The organism is Prochlorococcus marinus CUG1416, from assembly GCF_017695965.1.
Taxonomy (GTDB): Bacteria; Cyanobacteriota; Cyanobacteriia; order PCC-6307; family Cyanobiaceae; genus Prochlorococcus_A.
The window spans coordinates 248,014-274,406 of sequence record NZ_JAAORM010000005.1 but is presented as its reverse complement, the minus strand read 5'-3'; the positions used below and the strand labels follow the sequence as shown (position 1 = coordinate 274,406).

Below are 26,393 nucleotides of genomic sequence, written 5' to 3'. Positions count from 1 at the left end.
TAATTCTTTATAAAGGATGCTTTCAAAAAAAATCAGCATAAAGACTGATTTACTTTGCAGTAATTTAGTTAGATGATAAAAAAGTACACTTTTAGATTTTCAAATGAAATCAGTAATTAGTTGGCTTTCAAAAATTTTAGAGAGTATGGCAAATGCTTTTATGCATCCTCTCAAGAATGAATTACCCCCATCTATTGGTACTCATGCATATAGCACAATTCCTGTCAAAAGAAAATTGAGAAGAAGGTTTAATTAGGCATTAACTTATTCGGATTAGTTCTTCATTTTTATTATCCCAAATAATATATTTGAAGCAGTTTGGAAAATCGCTTAATTTTAAGAACTTTGATTGGTGAAGTAAATGAATATTTGCTTTATGACAAGCCTTTAAATTGTAATTTGGGATGCTCTCACAAAGATGATGAATGCTATGGAATGATATGTCTGCTAAAAACCAATTAAGCCAATCAGGTATATTTAAATTACTACTACCTAAAATCGCTCCATCGACGATATTCCAATTTTTTGTGTCTTTAGCATATGCATTTTTATAGTTATGTTGGACGAAAAAAACACATATTAGAATGGCGGCTGATAGGGTTGATACTAAGGAATAAAATGATAAGAAAAAAACTAATCCAAACCATTTGCACATAAAAATCCAGCCAATTATTACTACTAAGTTATTTATTATTAATTCAAATAGTTCACTAAAATTATCTCCATAATCAGAAAAAGGTGGTTTGACTCTTGAATTAATAGCTAAAAATCCAGAAAATTCTCTGTTTTTTATTTTGATAAAAGTCTCTTTAAATATATCTTTAGTGAAATTAAAAATAATAATAATAAGTCCTAATCTAGGTTTTAAAACTAAGTAATAAAAGCCACCGGGGAAAAGCATTATCCAATTTCGAGTGACTTTATAGAATATTTGTTCTCTTTTGGAGAGGGAATTATAATCTTCAAGACTTAAAACATCTATCGGACCTTTGTAAACTTCCCAATTCCCATTATTTCTATGATGAAATGCATGATCAATTGACCATGATTTCTGAGGAATCCCATTTACCAAACCAAGTAAAAATCCAAAAAAGCGGTTTAATTTACGTTTTGTAAAAAGAGAATTATGACCACAGTCATGCATTAATGAGAATGTTCTAGAAGAAAATAGAGTTAGAAGACAAATAATAGGTATCAATAAGAAACCTTTTATTAATATTGAAAAAGAATGATTTACTATTTGGTAAACAATTAACCAAATAGAAATTATTGGGATTATGGTAGAAATAATTTGATAGAGAGCTCTAAAATTATTTCTTTTTAGAAATGGCCTGATTAAAAAATCACTTCTTTTTACCGCGAGCATATTCCCTAACCTTTTTAATGAACATAACAAATTTTAAAAAGTTTTGATTATTAACTATAAAAAATCTATTTTATTTTAAAATTCCTAAAGAATAAATTCTTTAGACATAGTTCTCAATTGATCTAGATTTAATCTCTTTAAGTAATTCTTAAAATCACTAAGAGTTTTAGTTGATTCAGAATCATTACTCTTGCAAAGAAGACTATTAGAAATTAATTCAACAAGATGATCTTTATCCATAACTTCTTATAGTCCATAATTCCTGTTTAAAAAATTAAGGTCTTGAATTCGAGATCATTAAATCATTATTGAAAAAGTTATTTTTAAGAAATTGTATGATTTAAATTGTTAATCTCATAAATTTTTTAAATCTTTTTCAATTTTTTCTAATCTTTCATTTAATTCTTTTTTTTCCTTACTTAAGGCTTTTTTCTTTTTTGCAATCTCTTTGTTCAAAGGTGAATTGAAATATTTTTGATATGCGACAAAAAAAACTGCTATTGCTACTGTTATACCGAGAGCACCAATGATTAAAATTGGAGATGAAGGGAAGTCGTAAAATGGGATTGACACTGTTCTTTATTAAAGTTCTACTTTAGCTATCTCAAACAATAAAGAATGAGTAATAAATACTTATTATCGAATAAATTTTATAGTTCATTATTTTTCTATTATGCACATCTAAGAAATTAAGGTTTATCTTTAATTGAATATATAAAAATGAGTAATTGTACAGCTGCCAAAGAATGTATAACTCATAATGATTAAATTAGTAAAAATTATTTCATGAAGAAAATCATAAATAAAAAATATAATAAAAATGAACCATGGTTTAATTGGTTAACTAGAGAACTTAATTCTTATGAGGCTTTTCAGGATTTTGCCTCAGGTAAAAATCCAGAAGATGTTGCGGAGGATTTTATCTCTAATAACAGCATTGCTATCTCAGAAGTTTTCGATAATTTTGATGAAGAAGATAAATATACACTAGATCAGTTTCTTAAATTAACTGAATGCGAATGGCATGTTTTTAGAATTCTTGCAAAGCAAATAGCAATAAGAAACAAAATAAGATTTGTAGATTTTAAAAAAAGAAAAAAATGAAGAGTAAATTTTATATAAACTTAAACTATAAATATTTTTTAGTTACTGGTTAATGAACTTAATTTAATTTCTCTTTATTAGTGAATTAAAAAAAATATTGTTTTTTAACAAGATCAATTTATTTCATAATAAGAAAGGATTTAGTTTATTTTTTAGAGTTTTTTATTTCTAAACAAAAATTTTATTTTTACCATCACCTGTCTTTCCGAATCCTAACCATATAAACCATAATATCCACCCGAGTATTGGGACTATATTAATAAAGATCCATTTCCAATCCTTTCCAAAATCTTTAATTCTTCTTATATCAATAGCTATTTGAGGAATAATGCAAACAATTCCATAAGCATTGAAACCAAACATCTTTAAAAATATTGGGATTGTTAACAAAGAAATAATAAGATTAGCTAATTGAACCAACCACCAGTTCGATCTCGATGTGCATCCTTTGAAGTCTGTAGCTTTAACCCAAAACTCTTGATATGCATTTAAAAAGTCTTTAAGCATAAATTTAAATTCAAAGAATTCAACAATATCAATTTAATCTTCAATTTATGAAAATGTTTTTTCTATTAAATAGGATCAAATAAATTCATATTATTTTCAGCTTGTTTTGGGATCTCTTTTTGATTTGGTAATGAGCAGAATCCATCTTTGCAAATTATGTTTTCGTTCGCAATATTTGTAGTTTCTGAGTATGAATTTTTATTGTGGTTATTTGAGGATTCTTTAATCATTTATATAAAAAAATTAGAACCAATATTAAATTAATAACTTAATTTATTTTTATAGGCAACAAATTTAATATTAATTATTTATTTACTTTTTTTGATTCGGTAAGTCTCTCCAAAATAATGCCATTATATAAATGAATAAAAATATAAAACAAATATAAAGTAAAGAATTGAGATGCATTTTTATTAATTACATATTTATTTTGAATCCTGATTTATTTCTTTTAAGGCTTTTCTACCTTCTTTTAAGGTTCTTAAGACTAGCCAAGAGATAGATGAGATAATTACAACAGAGAGTATAATCAAGGAGAAAAAAGTTGTATCAATATAGTTTTGCATTAAATTAAAAACTTTTGGGATTAAAAAATTTAAATTTCCGAAAAGGGTCTATGCGTTAGATTTTGAGTAAGCAGGTATTAACATTCCACCATCTTGATCATCATTATTATCGTCATCAAACCCTCCTCCTAGTAGTAAATCTATGATTACAAGTACAGCTACTGGATAAAAACACCAGAGTATTGCTGTTAAAGGACTTATTGAAGAAGTAGTTGAATACAAGTCTGTCATAAATAGATAATAATCAAAAGAAAAGTGAATTGTGGATTCTTTGGAGAGCGGTGTTCTAGATTTTTATAAATATTCTTTAAAACTTTTTTCTTTCATACGAATTAATCTTAGGGATATATTGCTATTTTTATACTTAAATATCAAGTTGTATAAGAATTTATTTCTACCTACTAAATCAGTAATAAATACATAATGAGTCGTCTAATTGTTATTTTTTATACTTAAGAATAATTGTACAATTTTAATTCAAAAACTATTATTTATCTTGATTTTATAAATTCTATGTTTTCTTTCACTTTTGATCCTTTGGCTGCGATATTTGGTATATCAGGAATTTTAGGCTTCTATTTCTTCTTTTCTGCTGCCAGGGGAACTTCAAGTATTAATAATAATCCAACAAAGGAATAAGATTAAAACCAGTTTATTCTGAAAAATAAATTGAGAGTTTAATTAGACTATTCTTAAAGGGTGTGTTTATTATCACTGATTCCATTGTCGAGAAATAAATTCAAGAAAATTTTTTAGATCATCTTCAGGACAATTTGTTTGTTTTTGTAAATTAATGCAAATTTGCTTAATATTTTCATAAGCTTCTTTTACTGTTTCGTTTTTCTCGATAACTTCGAAATATTCTTGATCAGTAAAAGGCATAATATTGGTCCCCCTTTTAAAAATGATGTATTAAGTATATTTTATCTACATTGACTTAATAATAAAACAAGAAAAATTTTTTTTCTTACATTTAACTGCCCAACCGATAATGTTTTTTAATACTCTTGGTTACCTCCCACTCGCAGTAAAGCCCAGCAGGAAACTCAACTAAATCTCCAGCTTTAATTACATAAATTTCCCCTTTTTGGGTACTTATAGTCGCTTGGCCTTCAATTATTAAGCAAATTTCCTTATCATCGTAACTCCATTGAAATTTGCTTGGTTCACATTCCCAAATAGGCCAACTTTTTATTCCATACTGAATTATTACGCTTGCACTACAAGGAGAAGTAATTAGAACTTTCACGAAATAGTTTTGATATATTTTCCTTTTATTTTACAAATAAATGAAATTTTTATTTTCGAGAATGTGTATTTGTTTACTGTCTTTTAATTCTTTTCGATTATTATTAAAAAAATTTTAAATTTATGGATGAGCTTTCTGTTTTATCAATCTCTTTATCTATAGCTTCTGTTGGGATATTTTTTTTATTTTTTGCTTCAAATGATGATGATGACCAAGATGGAGGTAAGTTGATTAAATCAGTCCAAAGAATCAATTAATATCAAGTAAATAAAACGTTCAATAGAGATTTATAACCTATAAAGCCTGCATATATGCAACTTAGAAAAACAAAATAAACTTCAAGACTACCAAGGTTTTTTTTCTTTAGAATTTTCATTGTTTTGAGTATTTATAGGATAATTTTATTTAATGTGATTTCCATTAACATGAGTATTTATTACATTAACTCCGAAATTAAAGAATAATTAATGTCAAGCCAAAAAATAAAAAACAAGTAAAAAAAATTATATTTTTTGTAATTTCTCTTTCCTCATTCTTAGCAAAAAATAAAGAAATAACTGGAGATGTACTTAATAAAGCCCATCCCATTCCTATGGGAAGAGTTTTAAATACAATTTGTTGGAGCAATATCCCTACATTGGTTCCAAGAAGTATTGAAAGCAAAAATCTTTTCTGTTGATTTTTCTCTACATTTTTTAAGAAAAAATTAATCTTAAATCTTTTTAAAGTAATCAAAAAAATTATTGCACCTAATAATCTAATCTCAGTTGTAAGGAAAGGAGATAAATTACTTTGAAGGAAAACCATCCTTGAAAAAAGACCTCCTAAAACAGCACATAAAACTGATAAAAAAGGAAATGCAAAAATTTTAAAGTTATTTTTTTCTGAGAAAGGTGAGTTTGCCTCTTTAAAATTATTCCCTTTTTTGAGAATTATGAAAAGCGAAATTGATACTATGATTATTCCAATCCAAGATTTTGGTGTTAAATTTTCATTAATAAAAATTTCTCCCGACAAAGCAGCTATTAAAGGAGAAAGAGTTTCTGCAGATAGAGTTTTTCTTGTGCCAATTGTTTGTAATGACTTTAGGTAGAAGGTATCACCTAAACCAATACCTATGATTCCGCTAAATAATAGTATAAATATGTATTTCAATTCAGTTGCAGAACTGAGATTGATGAAAGCAGGAATAAAAACTATAAAAGCTATTATATTTTTTATTAAGTTGATATCTATTGATTTATATTTTTCAGCTTGCGCTCGCCAAATAAAGCATGCATAAGTCCAAGATGTAGCAGCTCCAAAAGCAGAAAGGATTCCAATCAAAACGAATAATTTTTAGAAAATTTTATTTTATAAATTGAGATAATGCTAAAAAAAATACATAAAAAAGAATCAAGATCCCTGGCAAGTACTGAATTAAAGATTTTAAATTATTTGTTTTCATATTTACTATAAAAATAATCTATTTATTTTAAACTGTTTTTTTTCTAATAGGGTATAGACTTTCTAATTTTTTTCTTCTTTGAACTTTTGCATTAATTCTTTCATCTTTTTCTTTTTTCTTGATCTCATCATTTATCTTATTTTGCCTGTATCCAAACCAAAGTAAAACCCAAATAATAGAGGTAATTAAAAGAAGAGCGGTGTATTGGCCAGTCATAGGAAAGCTGGCCTCAGAATATTTAACGTAAGAAAATATTTGACTCATTTAATTAAAATAGAGCATAAAAATAACGACTGCGTTGATTTTTTAAAAAAATTCAAGACATTAGTTAATTGAAGCTATTTATTATGGATTTAATTATGTTTTTTATATATTTTTTATAGTTTTTTGGAATAATTTTTCTTGGGATCTCCTTGCTATTATTAGATTAGGAAATATTGCAGGATAAGTTTTGGAACCTTTTGATTTAGCAGTTATAGGAGGTGGTGCTGCTGGTTTTATGACGGCAATAACAGCTGCTGAAAATGGAGTCAAAAGAATAATAATTTTAGAAGGGACTTCAAAACTTATGGAGAAAATAAGGATTAGTGGAGGTGGAAGATGTAACGTTACTAATGCAACATGGATACCAAATGAACTAGTTGAGAATTATCCCAGAGGTGGTATTCAGTTATTGGAATCATTTAACCGTTTTGCTTCAGGAGATGTATTTGATTGGTTTGAGAAAAAAGGTTTGAAATTAAAAATTGAAGAAGATCTAAGAGTATTCCCAGTGTCAAATTCTTCTTCAGATGTTATTGAGTGCTTGAGAAACAGTGCTTTATCAAAAAATGTAGAGATATTAACAAAATGTTTTGTGAAGGAAATTTTAAAAACTCCAGATAATATATTTAAAATTTTTAGTCTTAAAGAAGAAACGGTAATTACAAAAAGTATTATTCTTTCTACTGGAGGTAACCCCTGCGGGTATAAATTGGCTCAAAATCTTGGCCACAGTATTGTTAAACCAGTACCATCACTTTTTACTTTTTCCACAAAAGAACCAAATTTAGATGAATGTAGTGGCGTATCGATAAAAGGTATAGATATTGAAATTAAATTAAATAACAAGACCTTTCAAAACAGAGGCGATTTACTTATTACTCATTGGGGTTTTAGTGGACCAGCGGTGTTAAAACTTTCATCAATTGCAGCAAGGGAACTTTTTAGCCAAAAATATAAATTCAACCTAATCATTAAATGGTCAGTTTTAAGTTATGAGGAGTTGAAAGAAAAAATTAATTTTTTAAGATTAAATAAAGGTAAGGTGAATTTAATAAATAGTAGACCGGTTTCATTATTAACAAAAAGATTATGGATTTTTTTATTAAATAAAATAGGCATTGATAAAGAGAAAAAGTGGGCTGATTTAATGGCTTATGAAAGAGACAAAATGATAAATACTCTCATGCGGGATAAATATATAATTTCGGGTAAAGGACCATTTGGAGAGGAATTTGTTACTTCTGGAGGAGTAAAAATTAATGAAGTTAATTTTAAAACTATGGAGAGCTTAATTTGCCCAGGATTATATTTTTCTGGAGAAGTTTTAGATGTTGATGGGATTACAGGTGGATTTAATTTTCAACATTGTTGGACAAGTGGATGGATCGCTGGGATGGCAGTCTCAAAGTTAAATCAATAAGTAACAAATTAATTAAGTAACAAATCAATAAGTTTATCTTTTTTTTATTAAGTATTAGATGGAAAAAATTTTTTGAAGAAACTTTAATTTTAAAGTTTTAATTAATTGGTTAAGATTAATGCAGAATCTTGTATCAAAAAAAGAAGAAGAGGAAAGAAGATTAAAAGCTCTAGCAGAATATAGAATTTTGGGAACCAGGCCAGAATCATGTTATGACGATATTACAAAAATTGCTGCTGCAACTTGTAATGTGCCTATTTCTTTAATGACTTTGGTTGACAAAGATAGACAATGGTTTAAGTCCAAAGTTGGACTTCAAATATCAGAAACTAGAAGAGATTGGTCTTTTTGTACCCATGCAATAAAAGAAAATAGTCCACTAATTATTCATGATGCTTTCCAAGATGAAAGATTTATAAATAATCCATTGGTAACAGGAGACCCAAAGATTCGTTTTTATGCAGGTTTTCCCCTTAAAACTAGTGATGGTAATAAGCTTGGAACTCTTTGTGTAATAGACAGAAAGCCAGGAAATCTAACTACGCAACAATTTAATATTATGGAATTATTATCCAAGCAAATAGTTTCATTCTTAGAGCTTAGAAAAAAGTCATTAAACTTGCTAGATGCATTGTCTAATTTGCATAAACAGGAAGGGATTTTATCTGTATGTTCATATTGCAGAGAAGTAAAAAATAAGGAGGGAGATTGGATGCATTTGGAAAAATATCTTTCGAAAATTAGTGATATTAGATTTAGTCATGGGGTGTGTGATAATTGTATGGAAAAACATTTCCCAGATGTAATAGAAGTATGGAATAAAAAGGATTTTTTTGAAGATGGTCAAAAAAGGTTTTTAGAGTCTTAGATTCAATACCTTGCTTTTAAGTTATTAATCTATTTCTAAACAAATTCTTTATTTGGTGGTTAGTATTGTATAAATTTTGACTAGAAAATGTTATTAGGAACTTTATTAACAGGCGAAATAGCTAAAAGTGCATTGGTAGCATATGTTCATTATTTAGGAATTATTTTGTGTTTCGGATCTCTATTGTTTGAAAGATTGACTCTCAAAGTTGATCTTAATAGAAATGATACAATCTCAATGATTATTGCAGATGTAGTTTATGGTTTGGCAGGAGTTGCAATATTGGTTACTGGTATATTGCGTGTTAAGTACTTTGGCCAAGGAGGTGATTTTTATACAGGCAACCCTGTGTTTTGGATAAAGGTCTCTCTTTATATTTTGGTAGGACTTCTTTCTCTGTACCCAACAACGACCTATATCTTATGGGCAATTCCACTAAGTAAGAATAAATTACCTCAAATTTCAGAGAACCTTGTTAAGAGGTTTAGACTTATCATTACTACAGAATTAGTGGGCTTTGCTGCTATACCATTATTCGCAACTCTTATGGCCAGAGGTGTAGGTTTAGGTTGAAAATTTTTTTGCTTGATAGAAATTGTCTAATAAGCGCGAACAAATTATATAGATGGAGTTTAATTTGTGAGATTTCTAAATCTACAAAAGAAATAATTTTTATTGGCTTAAACCCTTCATTATCAGATTCATCTTTCTTAGATAATACAACAAAAAAGATAATCAAAATTTCGAAAAAACATGACTATGGCAAAGTAAAGTTAATCAATCTATTTGCTCTTATTTCAAGTAATCCAGAAAAACTTTTTAATCACAAAAACCCAGTTGGTTATCTAAACAATAATTATATTTATAAAAACTTAAAACATTGGTCTGAAAATAAAAATTGTGATTTATGGTTAGGTTGGGGTAACAAAGGGAAATTTCTAAATAGAAATAAAAAAATATCAAAAAAAATAATGCAATATAATTCAATTAGGAAAAATAATTTTGATAAACCTCTTGGACCGCTTCTTATTAAGAAAACAATTAAAGATAATCCAATACATCCTCTATACTGTTCCGATGATTCCATCCTTCAATCTTATGTTTGGTAACAAGGCTGAAATGCAATCTATTATTTTTAGCTATTCCATCAAATATGTGTTAACTTCTAATTGTTAATTTAAACTTTATATGAAAGTTTCAAAGCAAATAAATAAACTGAAAAACTTAAATCTTGAGGCAGAAAAATGTTCTACAAGAGAAGAAGCCAAAAAAATAATATATAAAGCAAATAAAGCACAAAGTAAAATTAACCAATAAATAAAATTACTTATACTTATTTGTAATTGATTATCCCTCCAAATATATTTATCTAACTAATAATCTAAATATTTATTTCTAAGCATATGTGTCTTTGAAAATTATTAAAATAAGGAGATCGCAAGATAGATTTAGCACAAGTAGAGAATGGCTAAGTTCGAAACATTCATTTTCTTTCGCAGAGCATAGAGATCCAAAATGGGATAATTTTGGGAATATTAGAGTTATAAACGAAGATATTATTTCTCCTAATGCGGGCTTTAATACACATTCTCATTTTAATATGGAAATAATTACTGTCGTAACAAAAGGAGCAATAACGCATAGAGACTCGTTAAACAACTTTGGAAAGATTCATGAAGATGAAGTGCAAGTTATGTCTGCAGGAACTGGGATCTCCCATAGCGAGAAGAACGAAGAAAATGAGACCTGCAAGTTGTTTCAGATCTGGATAATCCCTCAAAAAGAAAATATCAAACCTCACTATGACCAAATATCATTAAAAGAAAAGTTGTGGGATAATCTTATTTTTAATTACAAAAGCGGTCAAAATAATAAACTCTTTGTAAATCAAGATATCTCTTTATGGCGTTGTAAATATAAACCTATTAAAGAAAAAAGATTACCATTAAAAATCGATAAATATAATTGGATACAAATAATAGAGGGGAAACTTTTATTAAAAAGTAAAGACACACATTCAAATATATGTCTCTCTTCTGGAGATGGCTTGGGATTTGAAGTTATTAATTATGATGATATTTCTATAGATACTGAAAAAGAACTAGATTTTCTTTTATTTTCAATGCCTTCCTTATAGCTTATCTATTACTCCTCAAATTCTTTATTAAATGCATTTAAGGCTTGCAAAGCCATGTTAAGGTGAACTTCCATAGCACCAAGAGCAATTAAAGAATTTGGTGATTTATCTTTTAGTAAATTCTCTTTTCTTTTGGATAACTCGTTAATTAGTTTCTTAGTTGAGGCTTCCCAATTGTTTATTAACTCGTCAAATTTTCTTTTTTCGGGGCTTTCTATTTCTGCTAATTCATCAGAAAAATGAGAATCTTTTTGTGCCTTCAGCATCAAGTAACTTAATTTTTTATGACTTATTGCTTGAGGTAAATTGTTAGATTCACTCATTGTTAGTAATAAATTTATAGTTGAAATCTAACTAATTAAGTGAATATTTGCTAGGGGGGAGACGGTTGTGATGACCGACCTGATAATTACTTAATGATCTTTAAATAAAAACTCAATTAATTAACCTTTAATTTTTCAATTATTAGTTTCTTGAAATGGTCTCCTCGCTCTTCATAATTTTTAAATTGATCAAAACTTGAGCATGAAGGTGAGAATAATAATGTGTCAACTTTGTTATTTTGTAAATAATGAAAAACAAAATTTAAAAGCTCTTTGAGTTCTGGAAATTCAAAAATATCTTTTTTAAATCCTTCATTAATAAGGGCCATCTTTAGTACTTTTGAGCTTTCTCCAAAAAGAAAAACACATTTAACTTTTTGCTTTAAAACTTGTACCCAATCACTGTATTCATTGCCTTTTAATCTGCCTCCAGAAATGATTATTATTTGACCTTCAATTGAATTTATTCCTGCAATAGATGAATCAAAATTCGTAGCTTTACTATCATTAATTATTTCCAGATCATTATTTTTGTAAATTGTTTCCATCCTATGCGGTAATTGTTCGTAATTAAATAAAGAATCTTTAATCTTCTCTCCAGATAATCCAACTTTTCTTGCTGCTGCTATTACTAATAGAAGATTTTGAAGATTATGCATTCCTTTTAAAGAAAAATGTTCAAGTTTGAATAGTCTCTTTCCTCTCTCAATAATGAATGCTTGATCATCTATCCAATAATCGCATTGAATGAAATTTGATTTATCTAAACTAGTGGTTATCCAAACCCCTTTTGATAGTGAACTATAGTGATTTCTTAGATTTTCATCGTCATAATTATAAATTCTAAAATCTGATTTTTCTAGTAAGCTTTTTTTTATGTTGAAATAGTTTTCAAGTGTTTTATGTCTTTCAAGATGATCTTCTGTGAAGGTTGTCCAGATTCCAATATTAGGTTTTACTTCTGGAGATATTTCTATTTGATAACTACTTAATTCAGCTACAATCCAGTCAATTTTTTCATGTTTTTTGGAGCAAGCATATTTACATAAAGGTGTACCAATATTTCCAGCAAAAGGAGCATATAATTCATTCTCGCAGAGTATATGACTTAATAAATGAGTAACAGTAGTCTTACCATTAGTGCCAGTAATACCTATCCAATTTGTGTCTTTTAAAATTTCCCATGCAATATTAATTTCTCCAATTACTTTTATTCCCTTTTTTTTTAATTTAAAAATAGTTTCATGGTCATAAGGTATTGATGGACTTACGACAACAGATTCAATCTCTTTTACAAAGGGATTAATTTCTTTAAATACAAATTTTTTATTCAGAGAAACTAATATATTAAGTTCCTCTAATTCTTTTTTTGTTTCTAAGAATTCTTTACCATCTTTACTTTCCCAAATAATTACTCTCTTACCGATGTTGCTCAAATACTTGGCAGCCCAAAATCCAGATTTACCTAATCCAATTACAAGATTAATATTTTTTCTTTTTCTTAAATGATTATTTTCTATCATTAAATTTATAATTGCATTTATATTAAATGTGTTTGAGGGTTAATTCAATCACGAGATCAATCTTTAGTATTTATAATATTTGCCAAATAAAAGTTAATTAATGGAAGATAATACTGCAAAATATTGGTTCTCTTGGTTTTATGAAAAGTGGGAGAAAAATGCTCCAGGTGAACTAATAGAAAAGGGTTTAACCCCATCTCAGATTGCTGAACGCTTTGTTAATGAAAACCATGATAGTTTTATTCAATTATCAAAAAAAATTGATGAAAAAAATTATGATGCCTTAATAGAATTTATGAAACTCTCAGAGAGTGAGTTACATATCTTGAAGTATTTTCTGAAGTTAGTAAAAATGAAAAACTTATAAGAAATTATTCAGTATTTCAAGGCTTTTTTCCCATAAATTTTTTCTTTCTTTTTTATTGTTGGCAAAAGGAGAAGTAGGGGATAGTTTTGGATAGCCTCTGAAATTAAATTTAGGACCATAATGATCACCGCCTCTTGCCTCTGGAGAAGTAGCTGCAAAAAGTTGAGGTAAAGCACCCATCTCAGCGGATTGAAAAATGGGGCTAAATAATTCCATGGAGAATGTTTCTATTGGACTAGGTTTAGGTTTTTGTGCAGTAAAAAGATTTGTTTTTGCGATTCCTGGGTGAGCAGCTAAAGAAAGTATATTTTTATGCTTTAAGTTCTCATTTAGTTCCAAAGCGAACATTACATTTGCCAATTTGCTATTGGAGTAAGATTCCCATTTGTTGTAATATTTCTCTGCTCTCAGATTTTTCCAGCCAACTTTACCAAAAAATTGTGCACCAGAAGTAACCGTTACTATTCTCGATTCCTCTTTTTTTTCAATAATTGGAAGAAGCTTTAGGGTCAAAAGCATATGAGCTAAATGATTAACTGCAAATTGTATTTCATATCCCTGGGCACTAAGTGTTTTAGGCGGGTGCATTATGCCTGCATTATTGATTAGTAAATCCAGATTTTCAAAATCATCAAAAATTTTGGGTTGAACTTCAACAACATTATTTAAATCTGATAAATCTAATTCGAGTGGTGAAAATATTCCTTCAGAATTTGAAGCTCTAAGCCTTTTAATAGATTGAGTAGCTTTTTCAAGCGATCTACATGCAACGATTACATGGGCATTTTTTTCGGCTAAGGCTTTTGCCGTGGAATATCCAAGGCCACTATTTGCGCCAGTAATAAGTGCAGTTTTTCCAGTAAGATCAGGAATATCAGATGTTTCCCAATTAGACAACGTAGGTCTAGAAATAGTGGCAGTCATTTAGTAATCCTGCATATTGTTTTGAAATTTAATTAAAACTTCTTTTATTTAATTACTGTAAATAATTGAATTCAGTATCGTGAGAGAAATTTAACCTCTAATTTTTGAAATTTCTTTCAATCAACAAAAAATATTTTTATAGTTATCAAAAAAATGTCATTTTTATTAGAAGCACAAAAAGTTTGGGACAATTTTGCAAAATACAAAATTAATGATTATGCAAAGTTAAGAAATTTCGATTTTGGGCCAAATAATCAAGGTTCCGTTTCGAAATTATCACCATTTGTTACCCATAGAATATTATTGGAATACGACCTGATAAATGATATTAAAAGTAAATACAAAGTCAAAAATTCAAATAAGTTTATTGAAGAAATATTTTGGAGAGTTTACTGGAAAGGCTGGATGGAAAATAGGCCGAAAGTTTGGCAAAATTTTATTTCAGATATAAATTTTAATTATGATTATGAGCTTTATGAAAGTGCAATTAAAGGTAATACAGAATTAGATTTTTTTAACTCTTGGGTGCTTGAATTGAAGCAGTATAACTATTTGCATAATCATACAAGAATGTGGTTTGCGAGTACTTGGATATTTAATTTGGGCCTTCCATGGCAGTTAGGAGCAAAGTTTTTCTTTAAATATCTCTTTGATGGTGATGCTGCATCTAATCTTCTTAGTTGGAGATGGGTTGCAGGATTACAAACTAAAGGGAAGCAATATCTTTTTTCATCTTCAAACCTCAGAAAATTTTCAAATAATAGATTTAATGTAGGAAAAATAATTAACAAACAAATTTCTATTGAGGAATCGAATCAAATTCCAATAGAAGATCAGATTTGTAAAAATAATATGGATCCTAAATCAGATAATTTGATTTTGTTTGAAAATGATCTGAACGTTGCAACTTTTAAGAATTTACTTCCAAGCTATAAAAAGGTATTCATTATTCTTCTAAATAATGAACAAAGACAAATTAAATTGTCTGAATCTGTTTTGAAATTTAAACAAGAATTGGTCTCTGAATTTGCAGAGCAATTTGATAATGTTGAACAGATTGATCCTAATTCACTAGAACTTACTTTTAAAAATATTAATCAAATAGATATTATTTATCCTGGGGTGGGAGAAAATTATGACTTTATAATTAAGTTCAAAAATTTACACAATAAGAAAATATTTAATCTAGTTAGGGATGTAGATTTATTCGCATGGCAGTTTGCCAAAAAAGGCTTTTTTAAATTTAAAGAAAACATTCCCAAAATAAATCAAAGAATATTAGAAAATTATTCAAAAAATAAATTTTAACTTCGGTAAATTCTTAACCAGAAAATAATTCCTTAGGGGCCTAAGTATAAATACTTAATTAGGTATGACTTTTGCTGTTTAATCCACGATGGATTCTGTGACTAGTTATTTTTACTTAAGGATAAATTTTTATAGTGATTTCAACAATTCTCACAAAGTCGTTTAGCAAAGATACAGCTTTATTAATTCTTAGAGTTATTACTGGTACTGTTCTTATTCACCACGGTTATGAAAAATTAGCAAATATAGAAAATTTTGCTGATGCATTTGTAAGACCATTACATCTTCCATTTCCAATATTTTTATCATATATAGCAGCATTTTCGGAGATAGGTGGTAGTTGGTTATTAATTATCGGTTTAGCTACAAGATTTGGAGCCTTAGCTATTGTTGGAACAATTTCAGTAGCTATATATCATGCACTAGTAACTTCAGGATTTAATATTTACCTTTTAGAGCTTTTACTGCTGTATTTTGCTTCAGCAACTTCAATTGCCTTGACTGGACCTGGTAATTTTTCTTTGGATGAAGTTATTATTAGAATCCTTAAATCAGAAGATCCAGAAGAAAGCATATCTTCAACAAAAGTAAAACCTTCTTCTAAGGAGTCTGCTATAAAAGAGGAAACTAATAAAGGTGGATTTTTTCAATTTCTCAAAGCAAATATCCTCTCAGATATTTAAGCTAATTTTTTAGGGTAAAGACTTTCAATCAGTTTTATCCTTTTACGATAATTGTTTCTCTTCTCGAGTTTTATCTTAATCGTTGCTTCAGAAAGACTAATTAAAAGACCCATAGCAGTTACCCAAGATAAAAAGATAAAAGGGTTCTCTGGAATTTCTGAGAAATTCATATCAAAAAATACTTCTTTTTTAAAATTGACCGATCAATATATCTTTTTCAACCTAACTGTACAATTTAGAAATATTTAAGGATTGATTTCTGTTTTTTCCCATTTCTTAATCTTTTCCCATAGATATCTTTTATGAATAGGCTGTTCTAATTTAAGAAGATCTACTGAATCGATTTCAAAATTTAGAACTACAAAATTTTCTGATTTAGGTAGATTAGATAATATTTCATAATCAGATTGCAATTTTGGATTTATTCTCTCTCCAGGTGATCGCCAGAACCAAGATGATTTTGATTTTTCAGATAATGTATCCCAATAATTTTTGTCATCACTTAATTCACTTATTTTTCCTTTGAATCTATATTGTGATTTGGTTTTCAAAAAAAACCATAATATTTCTGCATAAGGATTAGATTTTAAATGCTCAATTTTTTCACTTCTTCTATCTGTAAAAATAATCATTGAACTATCTTTATGCCATCCTCTGAAAACAACTGTTCTTAACCTTGGCTGATTTTTTTTGCTAACTGTAGCAAGCTGAATCCATTTATTAGAAGGTGATTTACCCTCTTTTTTTCTAGAAGATTTTAAATCTTGTCTCCAACTTGGTAAGTTGCTTTCAAGCATTTAATTTAGGTAAAAAAAGACCAGTTTTTTTCTTGTATTCTTCGAATGATTTGTATTTTGTTAGTGATTTATCTTTTTTTATCATTCTTGGTAGAAAAACTATAAAGAAAAATATTGCAAGAATTGCGAATGGAATAAAACTCATTGAAAGGATGGAGAATGATAGATAAATTAGTATTTCTCCTAGATAATTTGTATTCCTTATGTTTTTGAAAAATCCTTCTTTAATTAAATCTTTTTTTAATTTCAGAGAAAAATATTTTTGAGCATCACTAGCAAAGTGTAAAAATACTCCAATTATATTTATGGATATAGATGCAGCTATTACTATATTTGGAACAGACTTCTGAGATGAAATAAGAATATATGGCGCTACCCAGTAAGTTCCAAGGAAAATAAAACCAGTAAGTGCACTTAAAAAACTTATTTTTTCTTTAAAATAAGGATCTGGAAATATCTTTTCTTTTAGTAGCCAAAGTAGTCCATAAGTCCCATGCAGAGCTAAGTAAACAAAAGGAGCGACTGTAAAATTATTATAAAATATCATAAGTCCTACAACTACAAAGGCAGTAAGCCCCTTATGAAGATTAATTATTTGATTAAGTTTCATCTTTTTTAATAATCTAAAAAATGAAATTATTTTCTGTGGCTATAAACAAAGTTTTAAAAATTTTGATGGGCGATACTGGATTCGAACCAGTGGCCACTACCGTGTCGAGGTAGTGCTCTACCACTGAGCTAATCGCCCCTAATCGAGAATTTTTTAATCCCCCTTATAAGAAAATAGCAGGTTGAGTTTCATTTTCTAAGTAATTTAACTTTCCATCTTTCTCTTTTGGTGATTTCTAAATTTAGAATTTCGATAAATCCTTTGTTTTCAAGTTGCAGTTTGTCGCCAATTTTAAGATTAATATTTGGCTTATTAACTTTGTTCCCATTTAATCTAAGCATTCCATTTTCTATCCTTTCAATAATTTTAGTTCGTGATATCCTAAACCCTGCTGAAGCTATAGAGTCTAATCTTGTTGAAGCTTCTACTGTGTTAATAAGTTTTTTTGACCTTCCAGTAGGTATTTGTAATTCATCTAAACCAACTACACTAAATTTTACTTTTACGTCTCTCAAATAAAAAAACTTTTCATTTAGGTACTCAATATCTAAATCATCAATTATCCCTTGTGCCCCCCTATCGCCAATAGTCCATATATCTCCTACTTTTGTTTCAGATACCCCATTCCCAATTAAGAGTGATCTGAAGTCATCTTGTGTAGCATTATCAAATAAAAAGTTGCCATTAATTTTTATTCCTTTTGCTGGAAAATTGCTGATAAGAGATTTCTTATCAGCAAAATTATCTTCTCTGAAGCAAGCAATTCTTGATCTTTGAGCAGAGGAAAATCCTCCATAAACAAAAAATTTGAAATCATTTAAATTTTCAAATTCTTTTAAAATCTCTTCGCAAATATAAGTGGAGTTAAATCCAGTCCAATAAGTCTCCCAGTGTTTAAAAGCTAAGTTTGCAATATTTATTAATTCCCCAGTTTCTTTTTTATAGTTTGAATTTATTAAAATTTCTTTTAAGTCAATCATTTAGCCTTCAATAAAAATTATGTCCTTTGGGTCTGATTGTTTTATTAAATTCCAAGGTAATTCAGTGCCAATTTGATTTTCAAGCATTACAAGCCATTTACCCTCTTTATTTAAGTTAAAAATTGATCTCAATTCTTTATTTCTATTTAGATTTATACTTGCTGAAGAAACAACGCTTCCTAAATATCCTGAACCCATTCCTAAGAGACCTCCTATTAACGTTTCACCTATGTCATTTAATCCAAGAAAGCTGAAAGTAGATAAGTTAGTCATATTATTAAAAGCTATACCAGCGATAAAACCAAATGGCATGAGCCATCTACTCATATCTTTTTGCCTTAGTTTCCGATCAAGCTTAGGATTGAGGATTCTTATCTCTTCAATTAATTGAGATTTAATTAAATTATTGCCTGATTCGTTTAGCAATTTAGTTTGATCAGGGGAGATTTTCGGATTTGATGGCGGTATTAATATAGCTTCTTGGAGCAATACTGACTTTTCTTTGAAAACATTAAATAGTTGGATACATTTTTCAAGGTCTTCAAATATCACTATACTTTTAGTCAAATTTCATTCCTCAAATGTTTGTGTTTTATTCAAATTAATAAAATAAGATACAACTACTATAGATTAAGTTAAAGTAAAAGATTAAAGAACAACTCATAAATGACAAAAGTTCTCATTACAGATCCAATTGATCAAACAGGAATTGATATTCTTTCACAAGTAGCGCAAGTAGATCAGCGAATAGGAATTTCAAACTCTGAATTAGCTTCAATTATCAAAGATTATGATGCTTTAATGATACGCTCTGGGACTCAAGTGACAAAGGAGATTATTAATTCTTCCAATAAACTCAGAATAATAGGAAGGGCAGGTGTTGGAGTAGATAATGTAGATGTTAAAGCTGCAACTCAAAAAGGAGTACTTGTTGTTAATTCACCTGGCGGTAATACCATAGCTGCTGCTGAACATACGATAGCGATGATGTTGGCATTATCAAGAAATATCGCAATTGCTAGTAGTAGTACTTTCTTAGGTAAATGGGAACGAAAGAAATTTGTGGGTAATGAGCTTTTCGGGAAAAAATTAGGTGTAGTAGGTTTAGGCAAAATTGGCACTCATGTAGCTAAAGTGGCTAATGCGCTTGGAATGGATGTTTATGGATATGACCCATTTGTTTCAACAGAAAGAGCGCAACAATTACAAGTAAAACTATCTGAATTAGAAGTCTTGTTTCAACAATCTGATTATGTAACTTTGCATTTACCTCGCACACCTGAGACGGAAAATTTGGTTGATATGAAGGTTTTAAAAAGTATGAAAAATAATGCAAAACTAATAAATTGTGCTCGTGGAGGAATAATTGATGAAGAAGCTTTAGCAGAAGCATTAAATAAATCATTAATTGGTGGAGCAGCTATAGATGTTTTCTCAGAAGAACCCTTGGGATCTAATTCACCCCTTTTGAAGGTAGAAAACAATCTTATTCTCACTCCTCACTTAGGAGCCTCTACAAAAGAAGCGCAAGTAAATGTAGCTGTTGACGTAGCTGAACAAATAAGAGATGTCTTGCTTGGGTTGTCTGCTAGAACTGCCGTTAATATTCCTGGTTTAAGTCCTGACATTATGGATAGTCTGAAGCCTCATTTACAGTTAGCAGAGACAATGGGCCTTCTTATTAGTCAGCTTTCGGGGGGACAGATCCAAAAGTTAGAGGTAAAGCTTCAAGGTGAATTTGTTCAACATCCTTCCCAACCATTAATAATAGCCAGTCTAAAAGGCCTTCTAAGTAAAGCTTTGGGAGATAGGATCAATTATGTGAATGCTTCTCTAGAAGCAAATTCAAGAGGTATTTCAGTGGTCGAGAGTAAAGATGAGGCAAGACCTGAATTTGCTAGTGGATCGCTTCAGTTAACCACCTATGGAGATAACGGCGACCATAGCGTAGCAGGAAGCATTTTTGCTGATGGAGAATTAAGAATTATTAGTATTGATCAATATCCAGTTAACGTATCCCCAAGCAGATATATGTTGGTTACTAGGCATAGAGATATGCCGGGTATTATTGGCAAGCTAGGGTCTTTATTAGGTAGCAACAATGTAAATATTGCCTCTATGCAAGTTGGGCGAAAAATTGTTAGAGGAGAAGCTGTTATGGTTCTAAGTATTGATGATCCAATACCTAATAAGTTGCTTGACACTATTATTGAAGTAGAGGGAATTACTAGTGCTAATCCAGTTACTTTATAAATATTTTTGCTCTATATAATGGCAAATAAAAATTGGTATAAATTAACCTTTCAAATAGAAAGTGATTCGGAAGAAATTATTATTTGGAAATTAAATGAGCTAGGAATTTTTAGTTTTTCATTTGAATATTTGATAAAAACTGATAATAAAAAAGAAGTAAATATATGGCTTCCAATTGAGGAATGGGACGAGAGTTCAATAAGTGATTTTGAACAAATAATTAGCAAACTTCTAAACATTAATGACTCTAAGAATCAATTTTTTGACTGGAGTATTATTAAAGAGGAGGATTGGTTAACAAGCTGGAAGAAATATTGGGGCCCTGAATTAATAGGAAATCATTTTTTAATATTGCCTTGTTGGATAAATTCGGATGATAAATTTAAAGATAAAAAAATCATAAAGATTGATCCAGGGGCAGCCTTTGGTACTGGAAGTCACCCCTCCACCTATTTATGTTTAGAAAAAATGGAGAATATTTCATTCTCTAAAAAAAGAGTATTAGATATTGGGAGTGGTAGCGGGATTTTGAGCATTGCTGCAAGATTACTGGGAGCCAAAGAGGTTTATGCAGTTGATAATGATTATCTAGCTATAAATTCTACTAACTCTAATTTTCAACTAAATTTCGGTAACTCAAAAAGCCTAAAGACATATTTAGGATCTTTTAATGAGATAATTTTCAAATATCAATTCAAAAAATTTGATTTTGTTTTGTGTAATATTCTTGCTGAAGTAATAAAAGAAATGATCCCAAATATTTATCATTGTTTGAGAAATGATGCGGAAGTTGTTTTTAGTGGAATTCTTAATTCACAAAAAGATGAAATTATCAAAATATTAATTCAAAATAACTTGAAATTATTGGATATATCTTCTAAAAAAGATTGGACTTGTATTTCGGCTCAAAAAGGCAGTTAACTCACCTAAATATAAGTTTTTCTTATAGATAATCTTGAATACATTTTATTGTGTCATTTTTTACTTCAAAATCACACATATCGACTCAATCAATGTTAAAAATGTATTTGATAGGTATTAATTACCCAACAATTATTTATTTAAATGGCTTCTTACAAAGTTACACTCATCAGCGAAGGTGAAGGACTCAATTCAACCATTGAAGTACCTGATGATCAATATATTCTAGATGCTGCTGAAGAGCAGGGAATTGATCTCCCATATTCTTGTAGAGCTGGAGCTTGTTCAACATGCGCAGGCAAGGTTACTTCAGGAAGTGTTGATCAATCTGATCAGAGTTTCTTGGATGATGATCAATTGGAAGCTGGTTTTGTACTTACTTGTGTAGCTTATCCAACATCTGATGTAACAATTACAACTCATGCTGAGGAAGAATTGTACTAATTATAAAAATTAACTTATTAAAGTTGATATTTTATTATTTCTCTGCCACCCTCTATTAAGGTGGCTTTTTTGTTCATAATGAATAAATTTGAATTTTTTAAAAATGGAAGTGTTCAATCAAGTTATGGAGGCCAGTACAGTTATAAAGTTATCGGACCATGTTGCAGACTATATGATAGGGAAGAGTTACCTTGGCCCTGTTCAAGGTTGGCATGGCGTAGCAAGGAACCAAGCTGGAGGAGAATTGGTTCTAGGTTCGTAGCAGATATGGCTTCAAGAAAATGTCCCTCTTACTCTGTTCAGATTCTGGAGCCTGGATCAAAACCTGTTGAAACAGTAATTACTCTTTTCTCAAAGAGATTTTCTTCTGATATACAAGAATGGTGGTACAGCAAAAAACCAGGCTCTAAAGAGCCTGGTAATTGTTTACCCAAATTAAATTAGTTTATAATTAAGCTTCTGGTGTCGCCGGAATATAACCTCTTAAGCCTGAACATTCAAGACTATCTACTGTATCCACTCCAGTTTTTGAGTTAGTACCTGTTGCTCTTTCACATAATGATTTCCTTTGAGGAAGATCAAGAGTTGCATCAGTAAAGTCTGCTCCATCTATAGTTGCCCCATCAAAAACACTTTTCATCAGCTCACCATTAGTAAGATTTGCATCAGATAAATCAGCATTATCAAAACGTACAGCATATGCAATAAGATCTTTCATGTTGGCGCTTTTGAAACTAGAATTTGCTGCAGTTGTTACACTCATATAGGCGCCTTGTAGATTTGCCTCTCCTAAATCTTGATTAGATAAATCATATTTTACAAATTCATTGTTTTGAAGATCTGCACCATGAAGATCTCCTTTCAATCCATCTACTGATGAAGGATCACTAGGATAGAGTGCATTTGCTGAAATTGGATTAAGAAGTAAACCAATAATCAATGGAAGAAAAATTAAAAGTCTTTTCAGAGACTTATTTAGGAACGAAAAAAAAGTAACCATTTCGATCAACATCAAATATAAAAACCTATGACTATTATTTCATGGGTTGGTCATTTACAACGCTCCTGCTAACGAACTGTTGCAGTTTATTTAATTTCTGCAGTTAGAAAATCTTTGGCGAGGTGAGTATTTGGAAAAACTTTTTGTGCCTCTTTAAGCAAATCGCTTGGTGTAATTGAATTTCTATTAGTGTATCTTGGACTTAAATGAGTAATAATTAATTTTTTTGTATTAGATAATAATGCTGTTTTCGCAGCCATAATTGTTGTGGAATGTAATTTTTCATAGGCCATGCTCTCATCCTCCTGAGAAAATGTCGATTCATGTACAAGTAAATCGACATTTTTTGATAATGATACTGCTGATTCGCTAAAGACAGTATCTGTGCAATAAACAAAACTTTCACCCTTTCTAGGAGGCCCGCAGAACTCTTTCCCATCAAAAGTTCTTCCATCTGCTAATACGACTTTTTTACCTTGTTGTAGTTTTGAATAAATTGGCCCAGGAGCTATTTTCATAGACTTTGCCTTTTCGATATCAAATATACCTGGCTTGTCTTTTTCATTCACTCGATAACCATATGCAGGTATTTTATGTTTAAGGCAGGCGCAATTTACTTTTATTTTGTTGTTTTCAAATAAAATTTTATTTTCTGATGCAAAATTTTCAACTTCCACAAAATGCAATGGAAACGACAATTTACAAAAACTACTACTTAGCGCAGAATTTATAAAACTTCGTAATTCTGAAGGACCATAAATTTCGATACCATTACTATTGCCTGATAAACCTAAGGTAGCCAAAAGGCCAGGTAAACCATAAATATGGTCTCCATGCATATGAGTAACAAATATTTTTTTTATTTGCGATGATTTAATATTGCTTTTCATTATTTGATGCTGTGTTCCCTCTCCACAGTCAAAAAGCCAAACTTCTGAAGATTGTGATAATTTAAGAGCTAATGAAGAAACATTTCTTGTTAAGGAAGGGACACCTGAACTCGTTCCTAAGAAGGTTATATTCACTTAATATGATATTTTTATTTGATATCTGGATTAAATCTAGACTTATAGTCAGACTTAGGCAAATTAAGAATTTGTTTTTTAAACAAAGTGATACTTAAATTAAAAGAAAAATATAGTAAATTTTGTCTGATTAGTATTTTATTTTGTTGTGTTTTTCAGAGTGAAACTGTTTTTGCATTTAGAGAACCAATAATTAGAGTTTTGATATCAAAAAATAACAATATAAGGATTAGATCAGATAAATCAATTCCTTTAATCATAGAAGGAAAGTTTCTCTCAAATAAGAAAATAAAAGGTTTAACTTTGAAAAATGAGGAAAATAGAAAAATTTTATATTTTGATAAGAATAAACAAAAAAAATATGAGTTAAAAGGTAATCAAAAATTTCAAGTTAGATCTCCTGATGGCAGAGGTATTTGGGTAGGTCAGAAAAGATTCTCAGGTAAAATTAATCTCTTTGTACTTGATTCTGAAATATTAGTAGTGAATGTTTTAGGAATTGAAAAATACCTAAGTAGTGTGGTTGGTTCAGAGATGCCAACAAAATGGCCAATGGAAGCATTAAAAGCACAAGCAATTGCCTCAAGAACTTATGCTTTAAAGCAAAAGGGAAATAGTCTATTTGATATCGATTCTACCCAGAGAAATCAAGTCTATAATGGCTTAGAGTCAAGAACTTATAAAACTATCCGAGCCGTTAAAAGTACAAGATCTTTAGTTTTGACGTATAAAAAAAAATTAATTAATGCTTTATTTCATAGTAGTTCAGGAGGGATGACAGAAAATAGTCAGGATGTTTGGAAAAATAAATATCCATATTTATCTAGTGTTAAAGATTTTGATAAGAAAAATCCAAAATTTAGATGGCAGAAAAATTTTTCTAATAAGGAATTATTAAATTTATTCCCCAAAATTGGAGGATTAAAAAATATAGAAATTTTAAATATTACTGATACTGGGAGAGTAAAAAATGTAAAGCTTTATGGTGCATATGGTTCTGATCAAATTTCCGGGGTAGATTTAAGAAAAAAATTAGGACTTCATAGTACTTTCGTTAGATTTAAATTAATTGAAGAACAAAGTAAACAATTTCCCATAGAAAAAGGTTTAGTGGTTTTTGGACAGGGATCTGGTCATGGCGTTGGAATGAGTCAATGGGGTGCAAAATATATGGCTTCTAAAGGTCAAAAAGCGGAAAAAATATTAAAGCATTTCTATAGGGGTGTGCAGATTAAACCTTTTAAAAAAGATTATCTATAAAAATCATTTTGCATTAAGGACTAATTTTGGATTTATATTAGTTTGCTCTTTATTTAAGAAGCCTATCCCAAGTAGTATTTTTCTTTTATCTATTACTTTGATGGGTTTTTTATAATCAAAAGCTTTGCTTTCCTTAAAGTAATTAATATGAACTTCAATTGCTCTTCCAGTTTGCCAAAAATTGATTTGTTCTTCTTTAGTTAAGACAAATGATGGAATGTGATTAAGAGCAGAAATTGTTGGAATAATAAAATGTGAAGCTTTGCCACCCCCCTTTTCTTTTTCTATATCAGATATTTTTATAGAGTTTTGTTCATCAAAGCCACAAGCTGAAGTTCTTTTTAGTTGTAGAAGGCAACCCTCGGAATTAAGCATTTCTCCTAAATCTCTTGCAATTGATCTTATATATGTGCCAGCTGAACATTTGATATTTATCTCTATGATTCCATTTATTTGGTCCCATTTCATTAAAATAAGTTCTTCTATTTTTACTTCTCTTGCTGCTAACTCGAAATTTTCATTCTTAAAAGATTTTTTATAAGCCCTCTCACCATTGACGTGGACACTAGATACTTTCGGAGGAATTTGTTTAATTATTCCTCTGAATTTATTTAAATATTGATCTAATTTCTCAGCACTGATTTTAGGCCAATTTTTTTGATTAATTATTTCTCCATGAATATCATCAGTGTTAGTTCTTATCCCTAATTTAATTTGTCCTATGTAAGTTTTACCCTGAGGAAGATATTGAATAAATCTTGTCGCACTGCCTATTGCTATTGGTAATGTTCCTATAACCTCTGGATCAAGAGTTCCTGTGTGCCCAACTTTTTTTATCTTTAGTAACTTCCTTATTTGTTTCACGCAATCATGTGAGGTACAGCCTTTATCTTTATTAATTACTAAGAATCCATCTTTAGTTTCCATTTTTAATTTTAATATTAAGAATACTTTGAGAAAGATTTATAACCATTCTATTATTTTTGTATTGGAAATTTAAAGTAAGAAATTGAAAAACAATAGTTTTATCTTAAAAGAGTTTTTAGA

Annotated in this window: 40 protein-coding genes and 1 tRNA gene; 18 read left to right on the top strand and 23 right to left on the bottom strand. The window is 29.3% G+C overall.

Annotated elements, in window-relative coordinates; all coding sequences use genetic code 11:
- Positions 1-103: 103 nt before the first annotated feature.
- Positions 104-256 (top strand): hypothetical protein, encoded by a 153-nt coding sequence (locus HA146_RS07720; protein WP_209108976.1) that lies wholly within the window; start codon positions 104-106, stop codon positions 254-256.
- A 3-nt stretch (positions 257-259) separates the two neighbouring features.
- On the opposite strand, the gene HA146_RS07715 is transcribed toward HA146_RS07720, so the two are convergent.
- From HA146_RS07715 to HA146_RS07705, 3 genes are all read right to left on the bottom strand, one after another.
- Positions 260-1,366, bottom strand: a complete 1,107-nt coding sequence (locus HA146_RS07715; protein ID WP_209108975.1) for a fatty acid desaturase — start codon at positions 1,364-1,366, stop codon at positions 260-262.
- An 84-nt stretch (positions 1,367-1,450) separates the two neighbouring features.
- Positions 1,451-1,606 (bottom strand): hypothetical protein, encoded by a 156-nt coding sequence (locus HA146_RS07710; RefSeq protein ID WP_209108974.1) that lies wholly within the window; start codon positions 1,604-1,606, stop codon positions 1,451-1,453.
- Between the two features lie 114 nt (positions 1,607-1,720).
- Positions 1,721-1,939 (bottom strand): M protein, encoded by a 219-nt coding sequence (locus HA146_RS07705; protein ID WP_209108973.1) that lies wholly within the window; start codon positions 1,937-1,939, stop codon positions 1,721-1,723.
- Positions 1,940-2,152: 213 nt separating this feature from the next.
- On the opposite strand from HA146_RS07705, the gene HA146_RS07700 reads away from it, so the two are divergent.
- On the top strand, positions 2,153-2,470 hold the full coding sequence (locus HA146_RS07700) for a restriction endonuclease subunit S (protein ID WP_209108972.1): 318 nt from the start codon (positions 2,153-2,155) through the stop codon (positions 2,468-2,470).
- A 168-nt stretch (positions 2,471-2,638) separates the two neighbouring features.
- On the opposite strand, the gene HA146_RS07695 is transcribed toward HA146_RS07700, so the two are convergent.
- From HA146_RS07695 to HA146_RS07680, 4 genes are all read right to left on the bottom strand, one after another.
- A complete protein-coding gene (locus HA146_RS07695) occupies positions 2,639-2,977 on the bottom strand; it encodes a DUF805 domain-containing protein (protein ID WP_209108971.1) in 339 nt (112 codons plus the stop codon).
- Between the two features lie 65 nt (positions 2,978-3,042).
- On the bottom strand, positions 3,043-3,207 hold the full coding sequence (locus HA146_RS07690) for a hypothetical protein (protein ID WP_209108970.1): 165 nt from the start codon (positions 3,205-3,207) through the stop codon (positions 3,043-3,045).
- 195 nt (positions 3,208-3,402) lie between these two features.
- Entirely contained in the window at positions 3,403-3,543 is a 141-nt protein-coding gene (locus tag HA146_RS07685) for a hypothetical protein (RefSeq protein ID WP_209108969.1), read from the bottom strand.
- 48 nt (positions 3,544-3,591) lie between these two features.
- Positions 3,592-3,774, bottom strand: a complete 183-nt coding sequence (locus HA146_RS07680; RefSeq protein WP_209108968.1) for a hypothetical protein — start codon at positions 3,772-3,774, stop codon at positions 3,592-3,594.
- Positions 3,775-4,056: 282 nt separating this feature from the next.
- Between HA146_RS07680 and HA146_RS09680 the strand changes: the two genes are divergently transcribed.
- The gene (locus HA146_RS09680; protein WP_257469919.1) at positions 4,057-4,182 is read left to right on the top strand and encodes a hypothetical protein; all 126 of its coding nucleotides are present in this window, start codon (positions 4,057-4,059) and stop codon (positions 4,180-4,182) included.
- Between the two features lie 72 nt (positions 4,183-4,254).
- Here the strand turns inward: HA146_RS09680 and HA146_RS07675 are convergent, their stop codons facing one another.
- Entirely contained in the window at positions 4,255-4,425 is a 171-nt protein-coding gene (locus tag HA146_RS07675; RefSeq protein ID WP_209108967.1) for a hypothetical protein, read from the bottom strand.
- Between the two features lie 91 nt (positions 4,426-4,516).
- Entirely contained in the window at positions 4,517-4,792 is a 276-nt protein-coding gene (locus HA146_RS07670) for a cupin domain-containing protein (protein ID WP_209108966.1), read from the bottom strand.
- Between the two features lie 122 nt (positions 4,793-4,914).
- Here HA146_RS07670 and HA146_RS09675 point away from each other — a divergent pair, with 122 nt between their 5' ends.
- Positions 4,915-5,049: a hypothetical protein gene (locus HA146_RS09675; RefSeq protein ID WP_257469918.1), complete on the top strand. Its 135-nt coding sequence runs from the start codon at positions 4,915-4,917 to the stop codon at positions 5,047-5,049.
- A 196-nt stretch (positions 5,050-5,245) separates the two neighbouring features.
- Here the strand turns inward: HA146_RS09675 and HA146_RS07665 are convergent, their stop codons facing one another.
- Positions 5,246-6,118 carry a DMT family transporter gene (locus HA146_RS07665; protein ID WP_209108965.1) on the bottom strand — a complete coding sequence of 291 codons (873 nt, stop codon included), beginning with the start codon at positions 6,116-6,118 and terminating at the stop codon, positions 5,246-5,248.
- Between the two features lie 148 nt (positions 6,119-6,266).
- On the bottom strand, positions 6,267-6,503 hold the full coding sequence (locus HA146_RS07660) for a hypothetical protein (RefSeq protein ID WP_209108964.1): 237 nt from the start codon (positions 6,501-6,503) through the stop codon (positions 6,267-6,269).
- Positions 6,504-6,690: 187 nt separating this feature from the next.
- Here HA146_RS07660 and HA146_RS07655 point away from each other — a divergent pair, with 187 nt between their 5' ends.
- The 6 genes from HA146_RS07655 to HA146_RS07635 all read left to right on the top strand — a co-directional run bounded on the left by HA146_RS07655 (position 6,691) and on the right by HA146_RS07635 (position 10,928).
- Positions 6,691-7,923 carry an NAD(P)/FAD-dependent oxidoreductase gene (locus tag HA146_RS07655; RefSeq protein WP_209108963.1) on the top strand — a complete coding sequence of 411 codons (1,233 nt, stop codon included), beginning with the start codon at positions 6,691-6,693 and terminating at the stop codon, positions 7,921-7,923.
- Between the two features lie 118 nt (positions 7,924-8,041).
- A complete protein-coding gene (locus tag HA146_RS07650) occupies positions 8,042-8,791 on the top strand; it encodes a GAF domain-containing protein (RefSeq protein WP_209108962.1) in 750 nt (249 codons plus the stop codon).
- 87 nt (positions 8,792-8,878) lie between these two features.
- Complete coding sequence (locus tag HA146_RS07645; RefSeq protein WP_209108961.1) at positions 8,879-9,364, top strand: DUF2214 family protein; 486 nt, start codon at positions 8,879-8,881, stop codon at positions 9,362-9,364.
- Positions 9,361-9,900: a DUF1643 domain-containing protein gene (locus HA146_RS07640; protein ID WP_209108960.1), complete on the top strand. Its 540-nt coding sequence runs from the start codon at positions 9,361-9,363 to the stop codon at positions 9,898-9,900. The genes HA146_RS07645 and HA146_RS07640 overlap by 4 nt, the downstream gene beginning before the upstream one ends.
- Before the next feature lie 79 nt (positions 9,901-9,979).
- Entirely contained in the window at positions 9,980-10,108 is a 129-nt protein-coding gene (locus tag HA146_RS09670) for a hypothetical protein (protein ID WP_257469917.1), read from the top strand.
- Positions 10,109-10,196: 88 nt separating this feature from the next.
- Positions 10,197-10,928, top strand: coding sequence for a pirin family protein (locus HA146_RS07635; protein WP_209108959.1), 732 nt, complete (start codon positions 10,197-10,199; stop codon positions 10,926-10,928).
- Between the two features lie 8 nt (positions 10,929-10,936).
- Here HA146_RS07635 and HA146_RS07630 read toward each other — a convergent pair whose 3' ends face one another.
- Both HA146_RS07630 and murD read right to left on the bottom strand, forming a co-directional pair.
- Positions 10,937-11,251, bottom strand: a complete 315-nt coding sequence (locus tag HA146_RS07630) for an MATH domain-containing protein (protein ID WP_209108958.1) — start codon at positions 11,249-11,251, stop codon at positions 10,937-10,939.
- Between the two features lie 116 nt (positions 11,252-11,367).
- The gene (gene murD / locus HA146_RS07625; RefSeq protein WP_209108957.1) at positions 11,368-12,774 is read right to left on the bottom strand and encodes a UDP-N-acetylmuramoyl-L-alanine--D-glutamate ligase; all 1,407 of its coding nucleotides are present in this window, start codon (positions 12,772-12,774) and stop codon (positions 11,368-11,370) included.
- 100 nt (positions 12,775-12,874) lie between these two features.
- On the opposite strand from murD, the gene HA146_RS07620 reads away from it, so the two are divergent.
- Entirely contained in the window at positions 12,875-13,141 is a 267-nt protein-coding gene (locus HA146_RS07620; protein WP_209108956.1) for a hypothetical protein, read from the top strand.
- Here HA146_RS07620 and HA146_RS07615 read toward each other — a convergent pair.
- On the bottom strand, positions 13,136-14,065 hold the full coding sequence (locus HA146_RS07615) for an oxidoreductase (protein ID WP_209108955.1): 930 nt from the start codon (positions 14,063-14,065) through the stop codon (positions 13,136-13,138). The genes HA146_RS07620 and HA146_RS07615 overlap by 6 nt on opposite strands.
- A gap of 153 nt (positions 14,066-14,218) precedes the next feature.
- Here HA146_RS07615 and HA146_RS07610 point away from each other — a divergent pair, with 153 nt between their 5' ends.
- Together HA146_RS07610 and HA146_RS07605 are read left to right on the top strand one after the other, a co-directional pair.
- Entirely contained in the window at positions 14,219-15,373 is a 1,155-nt protein-coding gene (locus tag HA146_RS07610; protein ID WP_209108954.1) for an FAD-binding domain-containing protein, read from the top strand.
- A 134-nt stretch (positions 15,374-15,507) separates the two neighbouring features.
- A complete protein-coding gene (locus HA146_RS07605) occupies positions 15,508-16,056 on the top strand; it encodes a DoxX family protein (RefSeq protein ID WP_209108953.1) in 549 nt (182 codons plus the stop codon).
- Here the strand turns inward: HA146_RS07605 and HA146_RS07600 are convergent.
- From HA146_RS07600 to HA146_RS07575, 6 genes are all read right to left on the bottom strand, one after another.
- Positions 16,053-16,226, bottom strand: a complete 174-nt coding sequence (locus tag HA146_RS07600) for a hypothetical protein (protein ID WP_209108952.1) — start codon at positions 16,224-16,226, stop codon at positions 16,053-16,055. The two genes, HA146_RS07605 and HA146_RS07600, sit on opposite strands and share 4 nt — an antisense overlap.
- A 75-nt stretch (positions 16,227-16,301) precedes the next feature.
- Entirely contained in the window at positions 16,302-16,853 is a 552-nt protein-coding gene (locus HA146_RS07595) for a pyridoxamine 5'-phosphate oxidase family protein (RefSeq protein ID WP_209108951.1), read from the bottom strand.
- Complete coding sequence (locus tag HA146_RS07590) at positions 16,846-17,463, bottom strand: methyltransferase family protein (RefSeq protein WP_209108950.1); 618 nt, start codon at positions 17,461-17,463, stop codon at positions 16,846-16,848. The genes HA146_RS07595 and HA146_RS07590 overlap by 8 nt, the downstream gene beginning before the upstream one ends.
- 66 nt (positions 17,464-17,529) lie before the next feature.
- Positions 17,530-17,601: transfer RNA gene (locus HA146_RS07585), tRNA-Val, on the bottom strand.
- 50 nt (positions 17,602-17,651) lie between these two features.
- The gene (locus HA146_RS07580; RefSeq protein WP_209108949.1) at positions 17,652-18,443 is read right to left on the bottom strand and encodes a photosystem II S4 domain protein; all 792 of its coding nucleotides are present in this window, start codon (positions 18,441-18,443) and stop codon (positions 17,652-17,654) included.
- On the bottom strand, positions 18,444-19,010 hold the full coding sequence (locus HA146_RS07575) for a hypothetical protein (protein WP_209108948.1): 567 nt from the start codon (positions 19,008-19,010) through the stop codon (positions 18,444-18,446).
- A gap of 99 nt (positions 19,011-19,109) precedes the next feature.
- Here HA146_RS07575 and serA point away from each other — a divergent pair, with 99 nt between their 5' ends.
- From serA to HA146_RS07555, 4 genes are all read left to right on the top strand, one after another.
- Positions 19,110-20,696 (top strand): phosphoglycerate dehydrogenase, encoded by a 1,587-nt coding sequence (gene serA, locus HA146_RS07570; RefSeq protein ID WP_209108947.1) that lies wholly within the window; start codon positions 19,110-19,112, stop codon positions 20,694-20,696.
- Between the two features lie 18 nt (positions 20,697-20,714).
- Entirely contained in the window at positions 20,715-21,617 is a 903-nt protein-coding gene (gene prmA, locus HA146_RS07565; protein WP_209108946.1) for a 50S ribosomal protein L11 methyltransferase, read from the top strand.
- A gap of 144 nt (positions 21,618-21,761) precedes the next feature.
- Positions 21,762-22,061 (top strand): ferredoxin, encoded by a 300-nt coding sequence (locus HA146_RS07560; protein WP_011376994.1) that lies wholly within the window; start codon positions 21,762-21,764, stop codon positions 22,059-22,061.
- 78 nt (positions 22,062-22,139) lie between these two features.
- Positions 22,140-22,505, top strand: coding sequence for a hypothetical protein (locus HA146_RS07555; protein ID WP_209108945.1), 366 nt, complete (start codon positions 22,140-22,142; stop codon positions 22,503-22,505).
- A 7-nt stretch (positions 22,506-22,512) separates the two neighbouring features.
- On the opposite strand, the gene HA146_RS07550 is transcribed toward HA146_RS07555, so the two are convergent.
- Both HA146_RS07550 and rnz read right to left on the bottom strand, forming a co-directional pair.
- Positions 22,513-23,061: a pentapeptide repeat-containing protein gene (locus HA146_RS07550; RefSeq protein ID WP_245211337.1), complete on the bottom strand. Its 549-nt coding sequence runs from the start codon at positions 23,059-23,061 to the stop codon at positions 22,513-22,515.
- A gap of 86 nt (positions 23,062-23,147) precedes the next feature.
- A complete protein-coding gene (gene rnz, locus HA146_RS07545) occupies positions 23,148-24,086 on the bottom strand; it encodes a ribonuclease Z (protein ID WP_209108943.1) in 939 nt (312 codons plus the stop codon).
- Between the two features lie 87 nt (positions 24,087-24,173).
- On the opposite strand from rnz, the gene HA146_RS07540 reads away from it, so the two are divergent.
- Positions 24,174-25,346 carry a SpoIID/LytB domain-containing protein gene (locus tag HA146_RS07540; protein WP_209108942.1) on the top strand — a complete coding sequence of 391 codons (1,173 nt, stop codon included), beginning with the start codon at positions 24,174-24,176 and terminating at the stop codon, positions 25,344-25,346.
- A gap of 3 nt (positions 25,347-25,349) precedes the next feature.
- Here the strand turns inward: HA146_RS07540 and truB are convergent, their stop codons facing one another.
- Positions 25,350-26,273: a tRNA pseudouridine(55) synthase TruB gene (gene truB / locus HA146_RS07535; RefSeq protein WP_209108941.1), complete on the bottom strand. Its 924-nt coding sequence runs from the start codon at positions 26,271-26,273 to the stop codon at positions 25,350-25,352.
- Between the last annotated feature and the right edge of the window lie 120 nt (positions 26,274-26,393).